Genomic DNA, 17,822 nt, shown 5'->3' with positions numbered 1-17,822 from the left:
ATATTATTACCAGGTACTTAATATTATTCTATGCGAATTATAGATAACCAATTTACAATACTATATAAATCTCCCGTTATTGAAAGGAGTATCCTTTTTGCAAACAAATATACATTCCGAAAAGGAAACAATCATTTTTATTCATGGCTTAGTCGGCAATCGTCGTGCCTTCAAAAAAGAGCATAAACGATTTTCAGCCACCTATAACATTATAACTTACGACTTATTAGGTCATGGCGATGATAAAGGTGCAGATATCGAATTTTCATTACAGCGCCTCGTAGATCAATTATTGAATTTATACGAAAAAGAAGGCATTCAAAAAGCTCATATTTGCGCTCTAAGTTACGGCTGTTATATCTCTACAATTTTTGCACAAATGCATCCAGAAAAAGTATTGAGCATTTGTCACATTGGTGGACATTATAATAATCCATCCCTTTTATATAACGTATTTCAAAAATTTTGGGAGAAGCGAGGAGACGATTACTCTAAATGGCTCTCTCAATACGCAAATACCATTTTTCCAAGTGGCATACTAAAGGCAAATCCGTTCGCAGTCATTTCAAGAAATATTTATTACCGTTTCGGATTACAATTACATTCATCAATTATTGCCCAATCATTACGGCATCGTTTAGAATTCGATTTAAAATCTAAATTAAAATCACTTCCCCACCCTATGCTATGGGTAATGGGTGAACATGATCATCTCTATAAATCTTGTCTTTTTGATTTGAAATCCATTCTTCCTAACGTTTTATATAAAGAAATACCGCTTGCAGGACATGCAGCAAACTTATTTCGTCCGAACTATTTCCATGACCTATACGCTCGATTTTTAAATGGGAAGTTACAGTGAAAACTACTACATTCCCAGTCTATTCAACTATAAAAAGGCTTCCCAAGTTTCCCTGGAAAGCCTTTTCTCTATACAAAAAGTATATAAGCTACTTTTTCTTAGTATGCTTTTGTGTAACCTAATAGGTGCTTGCTCCAGTAAGAGTTACTTACAGAACTAATACGTACACCAGTTGCATCTGTTTCTGCACTAATGAACTGACCGTTTCCTAAGTAAACGCCCATGTGAGAAGGACCTGATTTATAAGTATTTTGGAAGTATACTAAATCACCTGGTTGTGGATTGCTAGTTTTTGTTTTAGAGCTCCAGTATCCAGCAACTGTTTGACGAGCGCCTTTATGACCAGTTTGATTTAATACGTAGTGAATGAATCCACTGCAGTCAAAACCAGCAGGTGTTGTACCAGCAGTTCTGTATGGTGAACCATTTAAAGATCTAGCGAATCCAGCGATTGAAGATGTATCTCCACCTGTTGTTGGTTTTTGTACGTCTTTACCTGGTTGTTGAACGTTATTTGTAACGTTATTGTTATTGTTATTTGTAACGTTGTTTACTCCGCCTTTTACAAACTTAACGAAGTCTGCACTTACGTAACCTGTGCGGCCGTTATGGTTAATTTTGTACCAACCATTTTCAGCGCCAGTAACGTTTAATACTTTACCTTGTGTTACGCCACCGATTACAGCGTTGTATGTAGCTGGGCCTGTACGTACTTTTAAAGCACCAGTGTTAACAACATAAGAACCACCAGTTTGAACTGTAGTAGTATTGTTGTTTGTAGTTGGTTGTTTTGTTTCGTTAGATACAGCAGAACCACCTTTTGTTACGAAGTCTTTGCTTACGTATCCAGTTCCACCATTGAAGTTGATTTTAAACCAATCTTGTACTTCTCCAACAACTTGTACTGTTTTACCTTTATTTACAGAGCCTAATACTGTATGAGATGTACTTGGGCCTGTACGTACGTTTAGTGAAGAAACGTTTACTGTGTAAGTACCAGTTCCTTGTTGAACAGTAGTTCCTGTTTTACCACCAGTCGTTACGAAGTCACCACTTACATAACCAGTTTGACCGTTTACAGTTACTTTGAACCAACCGTTTTCTTGTCCAATTACTTGTAGTACTTGACCTGATTTCACTTTAGAAATCACGTTATGTCCTGTACCAGCACCTGAACGAACATTTAATACATCAGCAGTTACTGTGTATTTTAAGTCAGATTTTGTTTCTACAGTTTTTGTTTCAGTTACAGTCGTTTGATTTTGAGTTTGATTTTGTCCATTAATTTCTTTTAGCGCCTCGTTTGAAACTTGTGCCTGAGCAGAATCCATACCTGGAACTGCAACACCCACTACTGAAGCTGCTGCTAAACCTGCAATTACTTTTTTCATAAGTTGTCTTTACTTCCTTTCCCTACTATCCTCTTAAAAAAACTTATAAACTTAATACATTACAATATTATCAAAGTAAAATATTCATTAAGTTCCATTTTTTAACAAGAGTTTTATTTTTCACACAGAGTTCATTTTAAACGAATGAAGTGAATTCCGTGTGAACTTCATGTGAACTTTACCATTAAACTTACTGTTTTTGCAATGCTTTTTTCAAATTCCATATGTATTTCATTGAAAATTCGACATTTCATTCATTATCTTAATATATATTTACCTATCCACTCCGAAAAACTCTATTAATCTAATACAATGCAAAGAATGTATTCCTAGTAAAGTTCTTTCCATGAAGCATACTCTTATCATGACAAAAAACGCTTTTTTTATCAATAGTATAATATTTTCAGAAAACTATTTTTGATACTGTTTATCACTTTTAAAAGATTTGACGATTTGTAAGATTTATCTTCAAAAATTCTGTTCTAATTTGACGAAAATGTACATTCCACTCACTATTTTTCACTACATATGGAATTTTCAGGATATTTATATTATCATATATAGAGTGGCATCTTAATCTATACATGTATTATCCACCCTATCCGGAAACCAATCGAACTTTTACAGGTTGGTATTCTCCACGTAGCATTGAATTTTGATATGGAAGTCTTATTATTAAAAAGGAGGTATATTTATGAAAAACATAATAGATGATCCTACAAATAAAAATATAGAACTGTACTATGCTTTTTTTCAATTCGTTTCAATTATTACGTTACAAAAAATATCAACTATTGAAACACGTAAAAACGAATTAAAAAATCAGATGAAAAATTCCTATCAAAAAAATCCTTACTACTTATAAAAAGGTGAACAGATTATATTTCTGTTCACCTTTTATCATTCCTACATTATTTATAAATTTTCACACGGTTTTCTAAAGGTTGGTATTCTTTTTCACCTGCAGTTACCACCGGTTTACCAAACGGCATTTGCGCAGTAAGTTTCCAGTTCCCTGGAACTTCCCATTCTTTTCTCACTTCTTCATCAATTAATGGATTGTAATGCTGCAATGTAGCACCAAATCCTTCAATTTCTAAAGCTGTCCAAATTGCAAATTGTAACATTCCTGAGGATTGCTGAGACCAAACGGGAAAATTCTCTTTATATAAGGCAAAGTTTTCTTGCAGTTCTTCCACTACTTGACTATCTTCGAAGTATAGAACCGTTCCATAACCACTTTTAAATGCATTCATTTTTTCTTCAGTAGATGCAAAATTATTTTCAGGTACAATTTTTCGTAACGTTTCTTTCGTAATATCCCATAACTTATCATGTTGTTCTCCAAGCAAGACGACAACGCGAGCGCTCTGAGAGTTAAAAGCTGAAGGTGTATGTTTTACAGCATGATAAATCACTTCTTGAATTTTCTCATCAGAAACTACTTGCTCTTTACTAATCGCGTAAATAGATCTTCTGTCTTCAATTGCTGAGTAAAAATCTTTTGCCATCATAATTCCCTCCAATTTTCATTTGAGGCTTTTTCATATGTACACATCATATTCTGCCTCTTAAAACTTATCATTAATAAGCTTCTAACTTTATACTATCAACAAACAATAATAAACTCAAATAATAACACTCACATTTTTTACCTTTTTATTTCCTAATTCTAAAAGTAAAAAGGCAATTTATTGTTACCTATAATAAGTAACAACAAATTGCCTTTCTTATATAATGATCTAACTCAATATTTTACTTAATTAACTAAGCCAAATGCATAAGACATTAACTTATTCGTCTCTGTAAAACGCTTCGTTTTACCTTTCGTTCCCATTACAACTGTAATAATACGAGTATCACCTTGTTTTGCTGTACCCGTAAAACAATACCCCGCGCTATCTGTAAATCCTGTTTTTAATCCGTCTATTCCTTCTATATATAAAGCTTTATTATTTTTGTTTAACATATCATTTGTACTTGTAACATTAATATTATTAAATGCTAACTGACTTTGACGTAAATGAGTCACTTCTAATATTTCTGGATAATCTTTTATAAGATGATACGCCAAGTTTGCTACATCAGCAGCTGTCATCTTCGTCTCACTTCCATCAGGTTCTTGTAGTCCTGACGCATTTGCAAATTTAGCATATTCTGACATTTTTAACTGCTTTGCTTTTTCATTCATAAGCTGAACGAAATCTTTCTCTGTTTTTGCCATATGTTCTGCTAAAGCTACAGCCGAATTATTTGCTGATTCAATCATTAATGCATGGTACAAATCTTTAACAGTTAATGTGTCATTAACTTGGACTGGGATTCTCGCACCCTCTGTTTGTGCCGCTTTCGCACTCATTTTCACCGGATCTTCCCAGCGAACTTTCCCATTATGTACATTTTCTAATAGTAGGTACGCTGTCATCATCTTAGACATACTTGCTGGCGCAAAAGCTTCATTCTCATTATGTTGATAAATAATATCTCCATTACTCGCATCAATAATCATAGCTGCTTTTGCATCGATTTCTGGTGGTATGTACTTTGGTGGGACTACTTTTTCAGCTAATCCTGTTTTAGGTAGTTCTGCCACCTGTAAAGGTTCTCCTTCTACATTTGTTGCACTCTTTTGAGTTCCTTGGAATAAGAACCAACATATCCCTAAAATAATGACTACTAGGATCGTCAGCCTTCCCCATTTTAACCGCTTCATTTCAAAACTCCTTTAGCAAACCTTTTATACACTCACGTTTAACCATAACAATAATTACTTTATATCGTCAAGGTAAAAAGCATATTTATTCATCTCATACATTTATGTTACACTTAAAATACCGAAATATAAGAATATTCAATGTTACATTTTCTTAATTTAACTATTTAATAGAAAGGATTTTTACGATGCTACTTCCAAAAACATTAAAATACGGTGACACAATCGGCATTTATTCGCCCTCTTCACCAGCAACCTACACTTCTCCAAAAAGATTTGAACGGGCGAAATCCTACTTACAACAGAAAGGGTTTCACATATTAGAAGGTTCACTAACAGGCCGATATGATTATTATCGTTCTGGCAGTATACAAGAGCGTGCCGAGGAACTCAATGCTTTAATAAGAAATCCTAATGTATCTTGTATTATGTCAACAATTGGCGGCATGAATTCTAATTCCTTATTACCTTATATTGATTATGATGCTTTTCAAAATAACCCTAAAATAATGATTGGCTATTCAGATGCAACAGCTTTATTGCTAGGGATTTATGCCAAAACAGGAATCCCTACATTTTATGGTCCGGCACTCGTCCCCTCCTTTGGAGAATTTGAGCCTTTTGTAGATTATACATACAACTATTTTGTAGAAACATTACTACATGATCAAGTACTTCCTTACAACATAAAACAGCCTTTATTTTGGTCAGATGAATTTATTAATTGGGAAATGAAGACGAAAGAAAAAGAACGTAGACATAATAGTTGGATTTCTGTAACGAATGGACAAGCTACTGGACGTATTATTGGTGGGAACTTAAATACAATAGAAGGTATTTGGGGTAGCCCTTATATGCCAAGCATTCAAGACGGCGATATTTTATTTATTGAAGATAGCTCAAAAAATGCAGCTACTATTGAAAGAAGCTTTTCATTACTTAAAATTAACGGTGTATTTGATAAAGTTTCAGGTATACTTCTTGGAAAACATGAGCAATTTGATGATTGTGGTACAAATCGCAAACCGTACGAAATATTATTAGAAGTATTGCAAAACCAAAGCATTCCTTTACTTGCTGACTTTGATTGTTGTCATACCCATCCGATGCTCACTATGCCGATAGGTGTTCAAGTGAACATGGATGCAACCAATAAAACAATACATATTTTAGAAAAATGGAAGATATAAACGACGCTTATATTATAGGAAGAACATATTATAAACTTTTCCATTAGAAAACATAAAAAAGGATCCGTTCATCACGGATCCTTTTTTATTATTGCCCTAAATTTTGAACCTTGTCTTTCAATTCACGAACTTGATCTATCGTCTGCATAAGCTCAGAGTTTTTAAATTGCTCTACATCCACTTTGCCTTCTTCTACCTTTGTCATCGCCGTATCAATTAATGTATTTAACTTTTCGTTATATCCGACGATTTGCTGATGAAGATCCTTCGCTACATCCGGTGGCGTTAATTCATTAAATGCGGGTATATCTTGTTTAATTTCATTAAGCTTCGTTTCTAATTCTTTTCGAGCTTCGCTATCATTAACGGCCTTTTCAGCTAATGCTGGCGCATCACTTGCAAATGCACTTATTTCATTTACATAGTCTGTCGCTTTTTGAGCATAATCTATGGAGTTCTTTCCTTGCTCTACTAATGAACATCCCATTAAACCAATTGAAACTATACATACTAATAAAATTGATTTGATTTTCATTTTAGGCTCCCTTCGTCATTATCCTTTTCTGTAATCTTCTTTATCATAACTTCTAGCTAAATCACCTACAACCTTTTTCAAATAGCTATTTAACCGCTCACATGCCCTATTATCGTTACAACATCTATTTCTATATGTACACTAATAATATCTTCAATTATATCCATATATCCTTGTCCGATAGCTGCTCCATAGTGTAATGTAAGCCCCTTCTTTTCATACACTGACTTTGGCACTGAAAAAATAAATCTCCTCAAGTTTCTTTCATCAGCAGGCTCCATAATTAAAACAATTCCATCCTCTTCAAACATATACACTCGCCCTCCAACTTTACATTCACTATGGCTCAGTATTGCCTTTGTCAGCTAAATTTAAAACCAAAAAATAAGTTGCACATCGCTCTATAATTAAAATAAGAAGCATTAATTCTTTTTTTAAGGTTTAATGCTTCTTCAAAACTTTGATTTAACCGTCCATAATCCGTATTATGCGAATTATTTCAATTCCCCTCAATTCTTCATTTCCGAACAATATAGAGTACATCAGTTTCAGATAAACCAAATTTCCTAGCACTTCTCATTCCTTGTTCTTCAGCTATGTTATACAATTCAACCTTAAATCCTACATTCATTAATCGTTGTATAAATCCTGATTGATTATAAATTCTTACATGTTCTTCATGACCAAAAGCTATTTTTCTCAATTTTGGCGTTAAAATTAATTCATTCTCTATAATAATATCTACATTCATTACGATTGGAGCTTGAATAATTCCCCATCCATTTGTTTTTAATACTCTATATAACTCTCTCATCGCTTTTTCATCATCTTGAACGTACTGTAATACATGACCACATAAAACCACATCAAATGTATCATTTTCATATGGAATTCTAGTAACATCAATTTCCTGCATTAATGGATCCCTTGGTTCAATATCTCCACATACATATGTAATATTTTTATACTGAGCAAACCAACTTCTTAACTTCGCTTCTGGTGCAATATGAAGCATAGTATCATTTTCACTTAATAAATCCGTTTCCATTTCAATATAAACACGATATAGCCTTTCACGGTCCATCGAATCACATACCGGACAAATCCCCGTATCTTTATTCCACATCTCAAATTTATATTTTGGAAAAGCGTAATGTTCTGGCCAAGGAGAAAATTTTTCAAATTGTTGATTGCAAAATTGACAATAGCAGACTTCTTTCTCAAATATACGATTAACTAACTTATTTAGTTCCTTCTCTATCTTTTCATTATCAATTTGATTTAATTGACTATTTTTTACCACATCCTTAACTATTAACACCGCATTTTCCAAACAATGCGTTAAACATTCTTTATAATCTTGCTCATAATTTAAAAACCCACTATTATATGCATCTAGTATTAATTCAATCCATTCTTCAATTGTCTTTAATCTAAATTGCATTTTTTTTTGATTTTCCCCACTATGTTGTCTAACATAACTAAGGGGTTCCTCTATATAAACTACTTTCCCTTTCCTCATCATATCTAGCCATGTTGCAATGTCATGAATAGTAGAGTAACCCTTCCCCTTAAAACACCCAAAACCCCCTCCTAAAAATTTTCGATTAAACAGAACTGTTGTAGGCTCACCAACTACATTTTTTAAGTTTTTTAACATATAATCCCCTAATTCTTTCCCTTCAAAAAGTGTAGTTTCTTTGGCAATTTTCATATTCAATGTTGATGGTGGTAATACTTTTCCATTCTCATCAATTAATTCACGATATGACGTCACAAACGAAATGTTTTCTAGACTAAAAAAATAGTTCATCATTCTTTTAATCTTTTCAGGATGAAATAAGTCATCATCTAATAAAAAGTTTATATAATCTCCATTTGCAAGTTCTATACACTTATTAAAGTTCTCTGCTTCGACTCGAGGTTTATTTTTAACATATGTAATACATTCATATTGACTTAAATATGCTTGGATCATCGCTTGAACTTCACCGTTTGTACTATCGTCAGAAATTATTATTTCAATATTTTCATATGTTTGATTCAAAGCACTTTTGAGAGCTAATTCCAAGTAATGAGGTTTATTATAGGCAGGAATAAGTATACTGACTTTTGGTAAATGAGAGTAGTTATTCCGATACTGTTTTTTCTTTTCTATATTTATCTCCTTTCGCTTAATATGTCGGTAGTAGTCTAACGTATATAATATTGATGATGGAACTATTTTTTTTGCATAGTCTTGGAAATTAGTTATTGCTTTATATAACTCTTTTTCAGTAGATAAAAAACCATACTTTTCTCCAACTATAATACTATGTGAAAAATCCTCTACTCCATCCATAAGTTTATTAGATTCATTCAACTGTTGACCTGGATGTAATCGGAAGTAACTAAGTGTCTCTGCTATATATACTGCTTTTCCTTTACTTAATAAAGATAACCATGAGGCTATATCTACATTACATAGATACCTTCTCTTATCAAAAATCCCATACGGTTCTTGTAAATCATTTTTACGAAATAAAACTGTTGTCGGTTCTCCAATATAATTTTTTTGATCCACAATTACCCTATTTCCTAATTCTGTTCCCTCTATAATCGTATCCTCTTCAAATAAACGGACAGTTGAATAAATATGTCGTAGTTCTTTCCCTTTATCATCAATTACTTGACGATGAGATGTTACAAGTTTGATTTCATTATCTAAATCATTAAAAAAATACTTCATCATTTTTTCAATTTTATTCTTATGAAATATATCATCATCCATTAAAAAATTTATATACTCACCTTTCGCTTCATTAAATAACATTAGCGCGTTTTCAAATTGTCCGAGAGTTGACCTGTTTTTTATATAAATAATATTTGAATGATCACATAAGTATTTTTGTAACACATTTTCTGTTTCATCATTCGTGCTATCATCTCCAACAATGATTTCTATATTGGAATATGTTTGTTGTAATACACTACACAATGCTTTTTCAAAGTAGCCAGGACGATTATAAGTAGGAATTAATACACTTACTAACGGAATTCGATCTATCGCCTCTTCACTTTTTTCAAAACGATTCCCCATCTTTTCCCTCCACCTTTTCGCATATTATTTATATACGCGACATAATATCACATTACTTAAACCGTATGAAACCTTTATACTTTTATGCAAGCCCATAACAAAATATCCTACTTTTCAATCGTAAATATACATATTCAATCATATAAACATTTGATTAGCTGCTTTTTTTTATTCATTTGATTTCTATCATAAGGCAAATAAAAAGAAACCTTAATTAGAGGGGCCATTCTAATTATCCCCCTCACCAATCGAATTTTTACGTACAGTTACTCTCCCGCCTAACTTCCTCACATCAGCCGGATCTTAAGATAGGAGTCTTACTCCCTGCAAATATCGGAATACATATATATATTTCTTAACAAAAAATAGCTGCACCATTAGGCGTAGCTATTTTAAAATTAATACTTATTCAAACTATATTCCTTTATCTAACTCATAAAGCATACGATACTTCTCGTTTTCTCTCAGAAGTTGCTCATGACTACCTTGCATCACAATTTGACCACGATCAAGGAATATAACTTCATCTACATGTTCAATTCCTACAAGATGGTGTGTAATCCAAATCACAGTCTTTTCTTCCGTTGCAGAAAACATTGTTTCTATTAAAGATAGTTCTGTCTTTGGATCTAAGCCGATCGTAGGTTCATCAAGTACAATAATTGGTGCTTCTTGCATGAGCGTTCTAGCAAAAGCAACCCGCTGTCTTTCCCCGCCAGAAAACCTTTTTCCCATTTCATGCATTTTTGTTTGCAATCCGTCCGGAAGAGAAGCTATATGCGAAGCTAATTGTGCTTTCTCTAAAGCTGTCCATATCTCTTCATCCGTAGCCTCTGGTTTACCGATTCGCACATTATTTCCAATTGTCGTATCGAATAAATGTGGCTTTTGATTCAATACAGAAATATATTTCGATAAAAGATTTGTATGAGCATGTTCACTATTCAATAAAACTTCACCATGTAACGGACTTAGCGCACCTGTTAACAATTTTAACAAAGTAGATTTTCCAGTTCCGCTTCTTCCTAAAATGGCGATTTTCTTTCCTGCCTTTATTTGCAGTGATACTTCTTTCAATACAAATTCATTACTATCTGGGTAACTATACGATACATGATTTAATTCAATGTCTATATGTTTTGATGCAACATAACCTTTATCCCCGCGTAATTCCTCTTCTTCCTGTAAAACAGCATTATCTTCTATTTGATTTAGACGATGAGCAGATTCTACATATGATGGGATTCGATCGATAGCATCTGAAAGAGGAATAAGCGCGTTTGTAACTGATAACGTCATTAAGACGAAAGCCGCAATAACGGTAGGTGCAATCTGTTCACTTGCCGCCTCATTTCCAGTCCATATGATCATGGAAATGACTACAATCCCCACTACTACTTGAATGATACTGTCCCGAATATGATTCCAGCGTTTCATTCTTTTTTCCGTTTTTAACAACTGAGCATTTTGCTCTACATACTTATCAATGAATTCATCTTTTCTACCACTTGCTTGCCAATCAGATAATCCAAAAACAGCGTCTGTTAATTGTTGATACAAACGGCTTCTTCCTTGTTTTAAAGTAACATGATGTTGCTTCATTAAAAGTAATGATATAAATGGAAGCAGAAAGACGATAATCGCTAGCATACATGCTGCAATAAGTGCAAACACTACGTCAAATGCTCCGATAACAAGTACGAATATGCTATATACAACTAATGCTAATATACTAGGAAATATGGTACGTAAATATAGGTTTTGCAAATGCTCTATATCTTCGGATAATACACCTAACATATCGCCCGTTTGAAATCGCGAACGGAAAAATAACGCCTGCGGCTCTACTATTCTATATAGTTTCGTTCTCATTTTTTCTAATATGCGCAGTACGACATCATGTCCAACTAAACGCTCTAAATAATGAAATACCGCTTGTCCTATACTAAACGCACGTGTTGCAACGATAGGAACATATACAGCCATTACATTCTCTGGTCTAAGAGCAGATTTAGAGATTAAATAACCTGAAATGAAAAGTAACATCGCACCTGAACTAACTCCAAGAAGACCAAGGAATATAGTTAAAGTCATTCTACCTTTATTTTGCTGTATATAAGGTTTAATCCAGTTACTCATCTCTATCCCCTCTCTTTCCTGTGAAAACGTAATGCCTCATTCTTTAAAAGCTCTTCATATGTTCCACTTTCTATCATTTCCCCTTTATTTAAAATAAGAATATGATCCATCTGTTTCATCCAATGAAGACGATGTGTTGCAAGAAATACTAACTTCCCTTCAAACAGACGTAACATCGCTTGTTTTATTTCAAATTCAGTTTCAATATCAAGATGTGCTGTAGGCTCGTCTAATAAAATAATTGGCTTTTTGCTTAAAAGTGCACGCGCCATAGCAACACGTTGCTCTTGCCCGCCACTAAGCATACGTCCACCTTCTCCAATTCTTTCGCACATCCCGTTCGGAAGCGATGTTACGAGTGAATGAAGACCAACTTCATTAATAACTCTTTCCACTTCTTCATCAGTTGTATTTGTTTCATAAAAACAAATGTTATCTTTTAATGAAAGCGGGAAAATATAAGGTTGCTGCGGAATATAAGCAATATTCTTTTGCCACTCTTCACGAGTAGTCCCGTCAATTTCCACACCATTTACAATCATCTTTCCACCTGAAGGAGTTAAAAATCCTGCTAATACGTCGATTAATGTTGATTTTCCTGCTCCACTTTCTCCAATTACACCTATAGCACCGGTGCCTTTCCAAGTAAAATCAATTCCCTCTAATATAGCTTTTTCAGATTCATCGCTCTTTACTTTTACATCTTGTAATTTCAAGCTACTAGAGGAATTCCATATTAAATCTACATTTGATTCTTTCTTTCCTATTTCTTTTTGTTGCTGTAAAATCTCTTCTATTTGCTCCATTGCAAGTTGTCCATCTAACGTAGCATGATAATTCGCTCCAACTTGTTTAATCGGTAGAAAATATTCCGGAGCTAAAATTAAAATCGTAAGGGCTGGCAATAGTACAATTGTCCCATCTATTAAACGTATCCCTAATCCGACCGCCACAAATGCAATTGATAAACTCGTAAAGAAATCTAATGCAAAAGAAGAAAGAAAAGCAACTCGCAAAGTACGCATCGTTGCTTTTCTATACCTTTTACTTACTTTTTCAATCTTTCCTTCGTGCTGTTTACTTTTACCTAAATACTTTAATGTTTCTAATCCTTTTAACGTATCTACAAAATGATTAGAAAGTACTCGATATGACTCATATTGGCTATCCGCCATTTTCTGTGCTGCTAATCCTAGTAGGATCATAAATATAATTACGATAGGAATCGTTACAACTAAAATGATTCCAGACTCAATATCTAACGTAAAAACATATAGTACAATGAGTCCCGGTACGATACTACTTCTAATCATTTTAGGAATTGTTAATTCAATATATGTTTTAAATTTCTCAATACCTTCAATTGATAAGGTAACCAGATGACCTGTTCCAGCAGTTTGAACATACCGTGGACCTAATGTGAAATACGCCTCTATTAATTGTTTTCGCAGTAGCGATCCTGTTTTTTCAGCGAAACGTTCCACTAATATTTGCGATATTCGCACTAACGTGTGACGTACTGCAAACATGATTCCAAAATAAACAGTTTCATTTAACACAGATTGCACTGTTTCTCCTTGAAATAAAAACGTAATAGCCCGCGCTAAAAACACTGTTTGCGCAATAATACTTATAGCTTCTAAAATGCTAATGATTGTTAACACTACATATAAAACTCGGCTACCAGGATACGACGGAAGTCCTCTTTTTCTTTTCATTAGTACTCCAAATCTTTATCTGACTTAACAGGTTGTCTAAACACATAGAAACTCCATATTTGACTTCCCATAACAAATGGCAATATAGCAATTGAAAAATACGTCATCAATTTTAGTGCATAATCACCTGATGCTGCATTATAAATTGTTAAATCGTATATTGACCCTAACGAACTAATTAAGACACGTGGGAACATGCCGGCAAACACACTCGCACTTAGTAAAATGATTGTTAAACTCGTCATAACGAAAGCCCAACCATCTCTTCTTCTTTTATTTAATAATGTTGACGCACATAATGCTACAAAAGCTCCAATCGGAACCATAACCCACTCTGTACCATGACCAGTGAATATATCTGTTTTCCATAACCCTACACCGGCAAAAATAAGAAGTGCTATAATCGCAAGCGGTGCAATTTTCAATGCAGCAATACGTGCACGTTCTCTTAACTTACCAGTTGTACGTATAGTAAGGAATTGCAATCCGTGAACAATACATAGTAGAAGGAACATAACTCCTCCAAGTAATGCAAATGGATGAAGTAGTTGTAAGAATCCACCTACAGCATTTTTCGTCTCATCAATTGGAATACCTACCATAAAGTTAGCAATGGCAACACCCCAAAGAATAGGCGGTAGCAGACTTCCTAAAAACATACCCCAATCCCAAAAACCTTTCCATTTATGATTATCTATTTTTGCACGGAATTTAAAGGAAACACCTCTAATAATTAAAGCAAGAAGCATAAATACAAACGGAATGTAAAACCCGCTAAATAAAGTTGCATACCAGTGCGGGAATGCCGCGAACATAGCTCCACCTGCACAAACAAGCCATACTTCATTCGCGTGCCAAAATGGACCAATTGTATTTAAGTAAATTCTTTTCTCTAAATCGTTTTCTCCTAAAAACCTTGAAACTATACCTACACCGAAATCGAAACCTTCAAGTACAAAGAAGCCTACGAATAAAACTGCAATAATGATAAACCATAACTCATTAAGAGATAACATACTCTTCCTCCTTATCAAATGGATCATGGCTTTGAGAATCCTGTTTCGTTTTCTTATTCTCATGTCCTTTAATGACACGAATGAATAAGTAAACAGTAATTCCACCTATAATTAAATATAGTGATGTGAACGAAACTAAAGAGAATAATACTTCTCCGAACGTAACATTTGGAGATACAGCATCTTCCGTTTTCATAACACCGAAAACTACCCAAGGCTGACGTCCCATTTCAGTCATAATCCATCCTACTGTATTACCGATAAAAGGTAGTGCAATTGCATACACCATTAATTTTAAATACCAAGTTTTTTCAGCTAAACGATCTTTTCTTGATAAGAACCATCCGTATGCTCCTAGAAGTAGCATAAATGTTCCACTCATTACCATCGCTCTAAAACTCCAGAACATAGTGTGTACTGGCGGTATATAATCTCCAGGCCCATATTTTTCTTCATATTGTTTTTGAATTTGATTCATTCCTTCTACTTGACCACTAAATTTATCAAATGATAATAGACTTAGCATATAAGGGATTTGAATTTCGAACGAATTTTCTTGCTTCTCTGCATCAATTTTCGCAAATACTGTAAATGGCGCTGGATCCTCACTCGTATTCCATAACGCTTCAGCTGCTGCCATTTTCATTGGATGTGTCTTAATTAATTGTTGTGCTTGTGCATGACCGAAGAATAATACTAGCGCAGTTGTAAGTGTTCCAACAATGATAGAAATGCGGAACGATTTTTTAAACACTTCAGTTTCTTGAGCTTTCGTTATTTTCCATGCACTCACACCTGCAATAAAGAATGCGCCAGTTGCAATCGCCGCTGTAATTGTATGCGGGAATTGTACCCATAATTGTGGGTTTTGAATAATCGCTAAGAAATCATTCATTTGTGCACGACCATCTGCTGCCATTTCATACCCTACTGGCGATTGCATAAATGCACTTGCAGTTAAAATCCAAAATGCTGATAACATTGTTCCAATTGAAAGGAGCCAAATACATAAAAGGTGAACGCGCTTCGGCAATTTATCCTCACCGAATACCCATAAACCTAGGAATGTAGACTCAATGAAAAATGCCAATAAACCTTCAATCGCAAGTGATGGACCAAACACATCACCTACGAAACGTGAATAGGTTGACCAGTTCATACCAAACTGGAATTCTTGTAGAATACCAGTTACTACACCTACCGCAAAGTTTACAAGGAATATTTGTGTCCAAAACTTCGTCATCTTCTTATAAATTTCTTGTCCCTTTACCACATATAACGTTTGCATTAATGCAATGATAAAAGCTAAACCAATAGACAGCGGAACAAAAAAGTAATGGAAAATCGTTGTTGATGCGAATTGTATTCGTGCCAATTCGAGCGTTTCCATACTACAATCACTTCCTTCATAATTTTTTATATCGTAATTTCGATTGAGTTGTATGAATAAAGCAACTCAAATCTTAGAAATGTAGAAAGATAAATTTGTTTATGTACTTTTAGAAAATAGAAATTTTCAGTTTTTAAGATAATTACAAAAGAACTTTCTCATAAAATTTACCTTTTCACTATTTCAGTAGTGTTTTATCCGTTAATCGAATTGTATAATATACCTGCATAGTAAATTCAGCTGATTTTTGACGTATTATTGACATCATTTTGTCTGAAATATGTCTTTTGTCATTTTTTTGAATTAGATTTTTCTCATTACTAAAATGTATTTTTTTAATATAAGACTTACTTTCACATCAATAAAATAATCGTTTCTCTCTTCATACACTTGACTTTTTCGCGAAAAAATGTCCTCTGTACCAACAGATAAATCAGTTAGTTTTTTGTCAAGAGAAAAATGTATTTTTAAAATTCAAACACAAAATATTGTTATTCAAAAATAGGAAACACCTTCCCTCTTTCTAGACTGAAAATTCATTTTTTTGTCATTTTTTCAAACTAAATTCATACATAAAAAAACCGAGAATCGATTAGACTCTCGGTTTTTTAAAAATTATTTTGCTGTATGTTTTCTAACAGCCGGTAAAATTTCAGTAGCAATTAATTCAATATTTTTCTCAATTTCATTAAGTGGTACACCACCAAAATCAATTTGTGCCATAAAACGCTGTTGTCCAAACAATTCATATTGGTAAAGCATTTTTTCAATAATTTGTTGCGGGCTACCAACCATTAATGCATCACGGTAATCTACTGCATTTGTAAATTGTTGCTTTGGATACCCACCACCACGCAGTGTAAGCATACCAGCATTAATATGAGGATAGTATTCATTAAATGCATCTTGTGAATTTTTTGCTGTATAAAATAAACTCGTTGTTGCAACTGGCAAACTTGCTGGATTAAATCCACTTTGTGCCGCAGCCTCACGGTAGGCATCTACTGATCCTTTAAAGTTAATAGCTGGGCCACCTAGTGTTGTTATCATCATTGGTACACCCGCACGTCCTGCTTTAATCGCACTAGCTGGCGGGCCACCAACTGCACGCCAAATTGGTAAGTTATTATTTTTAGCTCTTGGAATAACCGATGCATATGCAAGCGGCGCTCTGAACTGTCCGTTCCATGTTACATGTTCCTCTTTATTAATTTTTAATAAAAGATCCATCTTCTCTTCAAATAACTCTTCATAATCATTCACATCATAACCAAGTAAACTATATCCTCCAATACGAGATCCACGACCAGCTACGATTTCTGCACGTCCATTAGAAATTAAATCAATTGTAGCAAAGTCCTCATATACTCGTACCGGATCAGATGTACTTATTATTGTTGCTGAACTTGCAATTTTTATATTTTTCGTAGCTTGTGCAATAGCTCCTAAAATAACTGTATGAGCTTGCGTTGTAAAATGCGTTTGATGACTTTCACCGACAGCAAATACATCAAGTCCAGCTTCATCCGCTAACTTAGCTGTTTCAATTAATTCATGAATTCTTTGTTCTGCACTAATCTTCTCTCCGTTATGCGGATTTAAAACATGATCCCCAATCGAATATAATCCAAACTCTATTCCTTTACTTGTATCCATACGGTATTTTTCCATAGTTGCTCTCTCCTTTAATGAAGTGTAATTAGTTTCTCTATTAAAAAGGTTGGTAAGTCAAGTGTATCTCCCTATTACCTACACCATCACTTGATTAGTCAATTGATGGTGTAAAAAA

The 17,822-nt window shown here is 33.9% G+C and carries 14 protein-coding genes; 3 read left to right on the top strand and 11 right to left on the bottom strand.

What is annotated here, in order from left to right; translation table 11 throughout:
* Positions 1–97: 97 nt before the first annotated feature.
* Positions 98–862 (top strand): alpha/beta fold hydrolase, encoded by a 765-nt coding sequence (locus MR115_RS13180; protein ID WP_242241596.1) that lies wholly within the window; start codon positions 98–100, stop codon positions 860–862.
* A 98-nt stretch (positions 863–960) separates the two neighbouring features.
* Here the strand turns inward: MR115_RS13180 and entFM are convergent, their stop codons facing one another.
* Entirely contained in the window at positions 961–2,253 is a 1,293-nt protein-coding gene (gene entFM / locus MR115_RS13175) for an enterotoxin EntFM (protein ID WP_242241595.1), read from the bottom strand.
* Between the two features lie 694 nt (positions 2,254–2,947).
* Between entFM and MR115_RS13170 the strand changes: the two genes are divergently transcribed.
* Entirely contained in the window at positions 2,948–3,118 is a 171-nt protein-coding gene (locus MR115_RS13170; RefSeq protein ID WP_061676863.1) for a hypothetical protein, read from the top strand.
* Between the two features lie 46 nt (positions 3,119–3,164).
* Here MR115_RS13170 and MR115_RS13165 read toward each other — a convergent pair whose 3' ends face one another.
* Together MR115_RS13165 and MR115_RS13160 are read right to left on the bottom strand one after the other, a co-directional pair.
* A complete protein-coding gene (locus MR115_RS13165) occupies positions 3,165–3,767 on the bottom strand; it encodes a nitroreductase family protein (protein ID WP_097817588.1) in 603 nt (200 codons plus the stop codon).
* A gap of 245 nt (positions 3,768–4,012) precedes the next feature.
* Positions 4,013–4,966: a D-alanyl-D-alanine carboxypeptidase family protein gene (locus MR115_RS13160; RefSeq protein WP_097817589.1), complete on the bottom strand. Its 954-nt coding sequence runs from the start codon at positions 4,964–4,966 to the stop codon at positions 4,013–4,015.
* 188 nt (positions 4,967–5,154) lie between these two features.
* On the opposite strand from MR115_RS13160, the gene MR115_RS13155 reads away from it, so the two are divergent.
* Positions 5,155–6,156, top strand: coding sequence for a S66 family peptidase (locus MR115_RS13155; RefSeq protein ID WP_242241594.1), 1,002 nt, complete (start codon positions 5,155–5,157; stop codon positions 6,154–6,156).
* An 88-nt stretch (positions 6,157–6,244) separates the two neighbouring features.
* On the opposite strand, the gene MR115_RS13150 is transcribed toward MR115_RS13155, so the two are convergent.
* From MR115_RS13150 to MR115_RS13115, 8 genes are all read right to left on the bottom strand, one after another.
* The gene (locus MR115_RS13150; protein ID WP_242241593.1) at positions 6,245–6,691 is read right to left on the bottom strand and encodes a DUF6376 family protein; all 447 of its coding nucleotides are present in this window, start codon (positions 6,689–6,691) and stop codon (positions 6,245–6,247) included.
* An 89-nt stretch (positions 6,692–6,780) separates the two neighbouring features.
* A complete protein-coding gene (locus MR115_RS13145) occupies positions 6,781–7,002 on the bottom strand; it encodes a hypothetical protein (protein ID WP_000461288.1) in 222 nt (73 codons plus the stop codon).
* Positions 7,003–7,208: 206 nt separating this feature from the next.
* Positions 7,209–9,770: a glycosyltransferase gene (locus MR115_RS13140; protein WP_242241592.1), complete on the bottom strand. Its 2,562-nt coding sequence runs from the start codon at positions 9,768–9,770 to the stop codon at positions 7,209–7,211.
* A gap of 414 nt (positions 9,771–10,184) precedes the next feature.
* Entirely contained in the window at positions 10,185–11,909 is a 1,725-nt protein-coding gene (cydC, locus tag MR115_RS13135; RefSeq protein WP_088029587.1) for a thiol reductant ABC exporter subunit CydC, read from the bottom strand.
* Positions 11,910–11,911: 2 nt separating this feature from the next.
* Complete coding sequence (gene cydD / locus MR115_RS13130) at positions 11,912–13,627, bottom strand: thiol reductant ABC exporter subunit CydD (RefSeq protein ID WP_242241591.1); 1,716 nt, start codon at positions 13,625–13,627, stop codon at positions 11,912–11,914.
* On the bottom strand, positions 13,627–14,643 hold the full coding sequence (gene cydB, locus MR115_RS13125; protein WP_063261808.1) for a cytochrome d ubiquinol oxidase subunit II: 1,017 nt from the start codon (positions 14,641–14,643) through the stop codon (positions 13,627–13,629). Before cydB ends, cydD begins: the two co-directional genes overlap by 1 nt.
* Entirely contained in the window at positions 14,630–16,033 is a 1,404-nt protein-coding gene (cydA, locus tag MR115_RS13120; protein WP_061676854.1) for a cytochrome ubiquinol oxidase subunit I, read from the bottom strand. Before cydA ends, cydB begins: the two co-directional genes overlap by 14 nt.
* Before the next feature lie 615 nt (positions 16,034–16,648).
* On the bottom strand, positions 16,649–17,704 hold the full coding sequence (locus tag MR115_RS13115; RefSeq protein ID WP_242241590.1) for an LLM class flavin-dependent oxidoreductase: 1,056 nt from the start codon (positions 17,702–17,704) through the stop codon (positions 16,649–16,651).
* Positions 17,705–17,822: the final 118 nt, after the last annotated feature.

This window comes from Bacillus cereus group sp. BfR-BA-01309 (genome assembly GCF_022664315.1).
GTDB lineage: Bacteria > Bacillota > Bacilli > Bacillales > Bacillaceae_G > Bacillus_A > Bacillus_A mobilis.
This window is presented reverse-complemented; position numbering and strand designations above follow the sequence as displayed.

Excerpts from the sequence above, each read along its gene's own strand:
- cydA (WP_061676854.1), bottom strand. The coding sequence starts at position 16,033 with ATGGAAACGCTCGAATTGGCACGAATACAATTCGCATCAACAACGATT.
- MR115_RS13150 (WP_242241593.1), bottom strand. The coding sequence starts at position 6,691 with ATGAAAATCAAATCAATTTTATTAGTATGTATAGTTTCAATTGGTTTA.
- MR115_RS13145 (WP_000461288.1), bottom strand. The coding sequence starts at position 7,002 with ATGTTTGAAGAGGATGGAATTGTTTTAATTATGGAGCCTGCTGATGAA.
- MR115_RS13165 (WP_097817588.1), bottom strand. The coding sequence starts at position 3,767 with ATGATGGCAAAAGATTTTTACTCAGCAATTGAAGACAGAAGATCTATT.
- cydD (WP_242241591.1), bottom strand. The coding sequence starts at position 13,627 with ATGAAAAGAAAAAGAGGACTTCCGTCGTATCCTGGTAGCCGAGTTTTA.
- MR115_RS13115 (WP_242241590.1), bottom strand. The coding sequence starts at position 17,704 with ATGGAAAAATACCGTATGGATACAAGTAAAGGAATAGAGTTTGGATTA.
- MR115_RS13170 (WP_061676863.1), top strand. The coding sequence starts at position 2,948 with ATGAAAAACATAATAGATGATCCTACAAATAAAAATATAGAACTGTAC.
- entFM (WP_242241595.1), bottom strand. The coding sequence starts at position 2,253 with ATGAAAAAAGTAATTGCAGGTTTAGCAGCAGCTTCAGTAGTGGGTGTT.
- cydB (WP_063261808.1), bottom strand. The coding sequence starts at position 14,643 with ATGTTATCTCTTAATGAGTTATGGTTTATCATTATTGCAGTTTTATTC.
- MR115_RS13155 (WP_242241594.1), top strand. The coding sequence starts at position 5,155 with ATGCTACTTCCAAAAACATTAAAATACGGTGACACAATCGGCATTTAT.
- MR115_RS13140 (WP_242241592.1), bottom strand. The coding sequence starts at position 9,770 with ATGGGGAATCGTTTTGAAAAAAGTGAAGAGGCGATAGATCGAATTCCG.
- MR115_RS13160 (WP_097817589.1), bottom strand. The coding sequence starts at position 4,966 with ATGAAGCGGTTAAAATGGGGAAGGCTGACGATCCTAGTAGTCATTATT.
- cydC (WP_088029587.1), bottom strand. The coding sequence starts at position 11,909 with ATGAGTAACTGGATTAAACCTTATATACAGCAAAATAAAGGTAGAATG.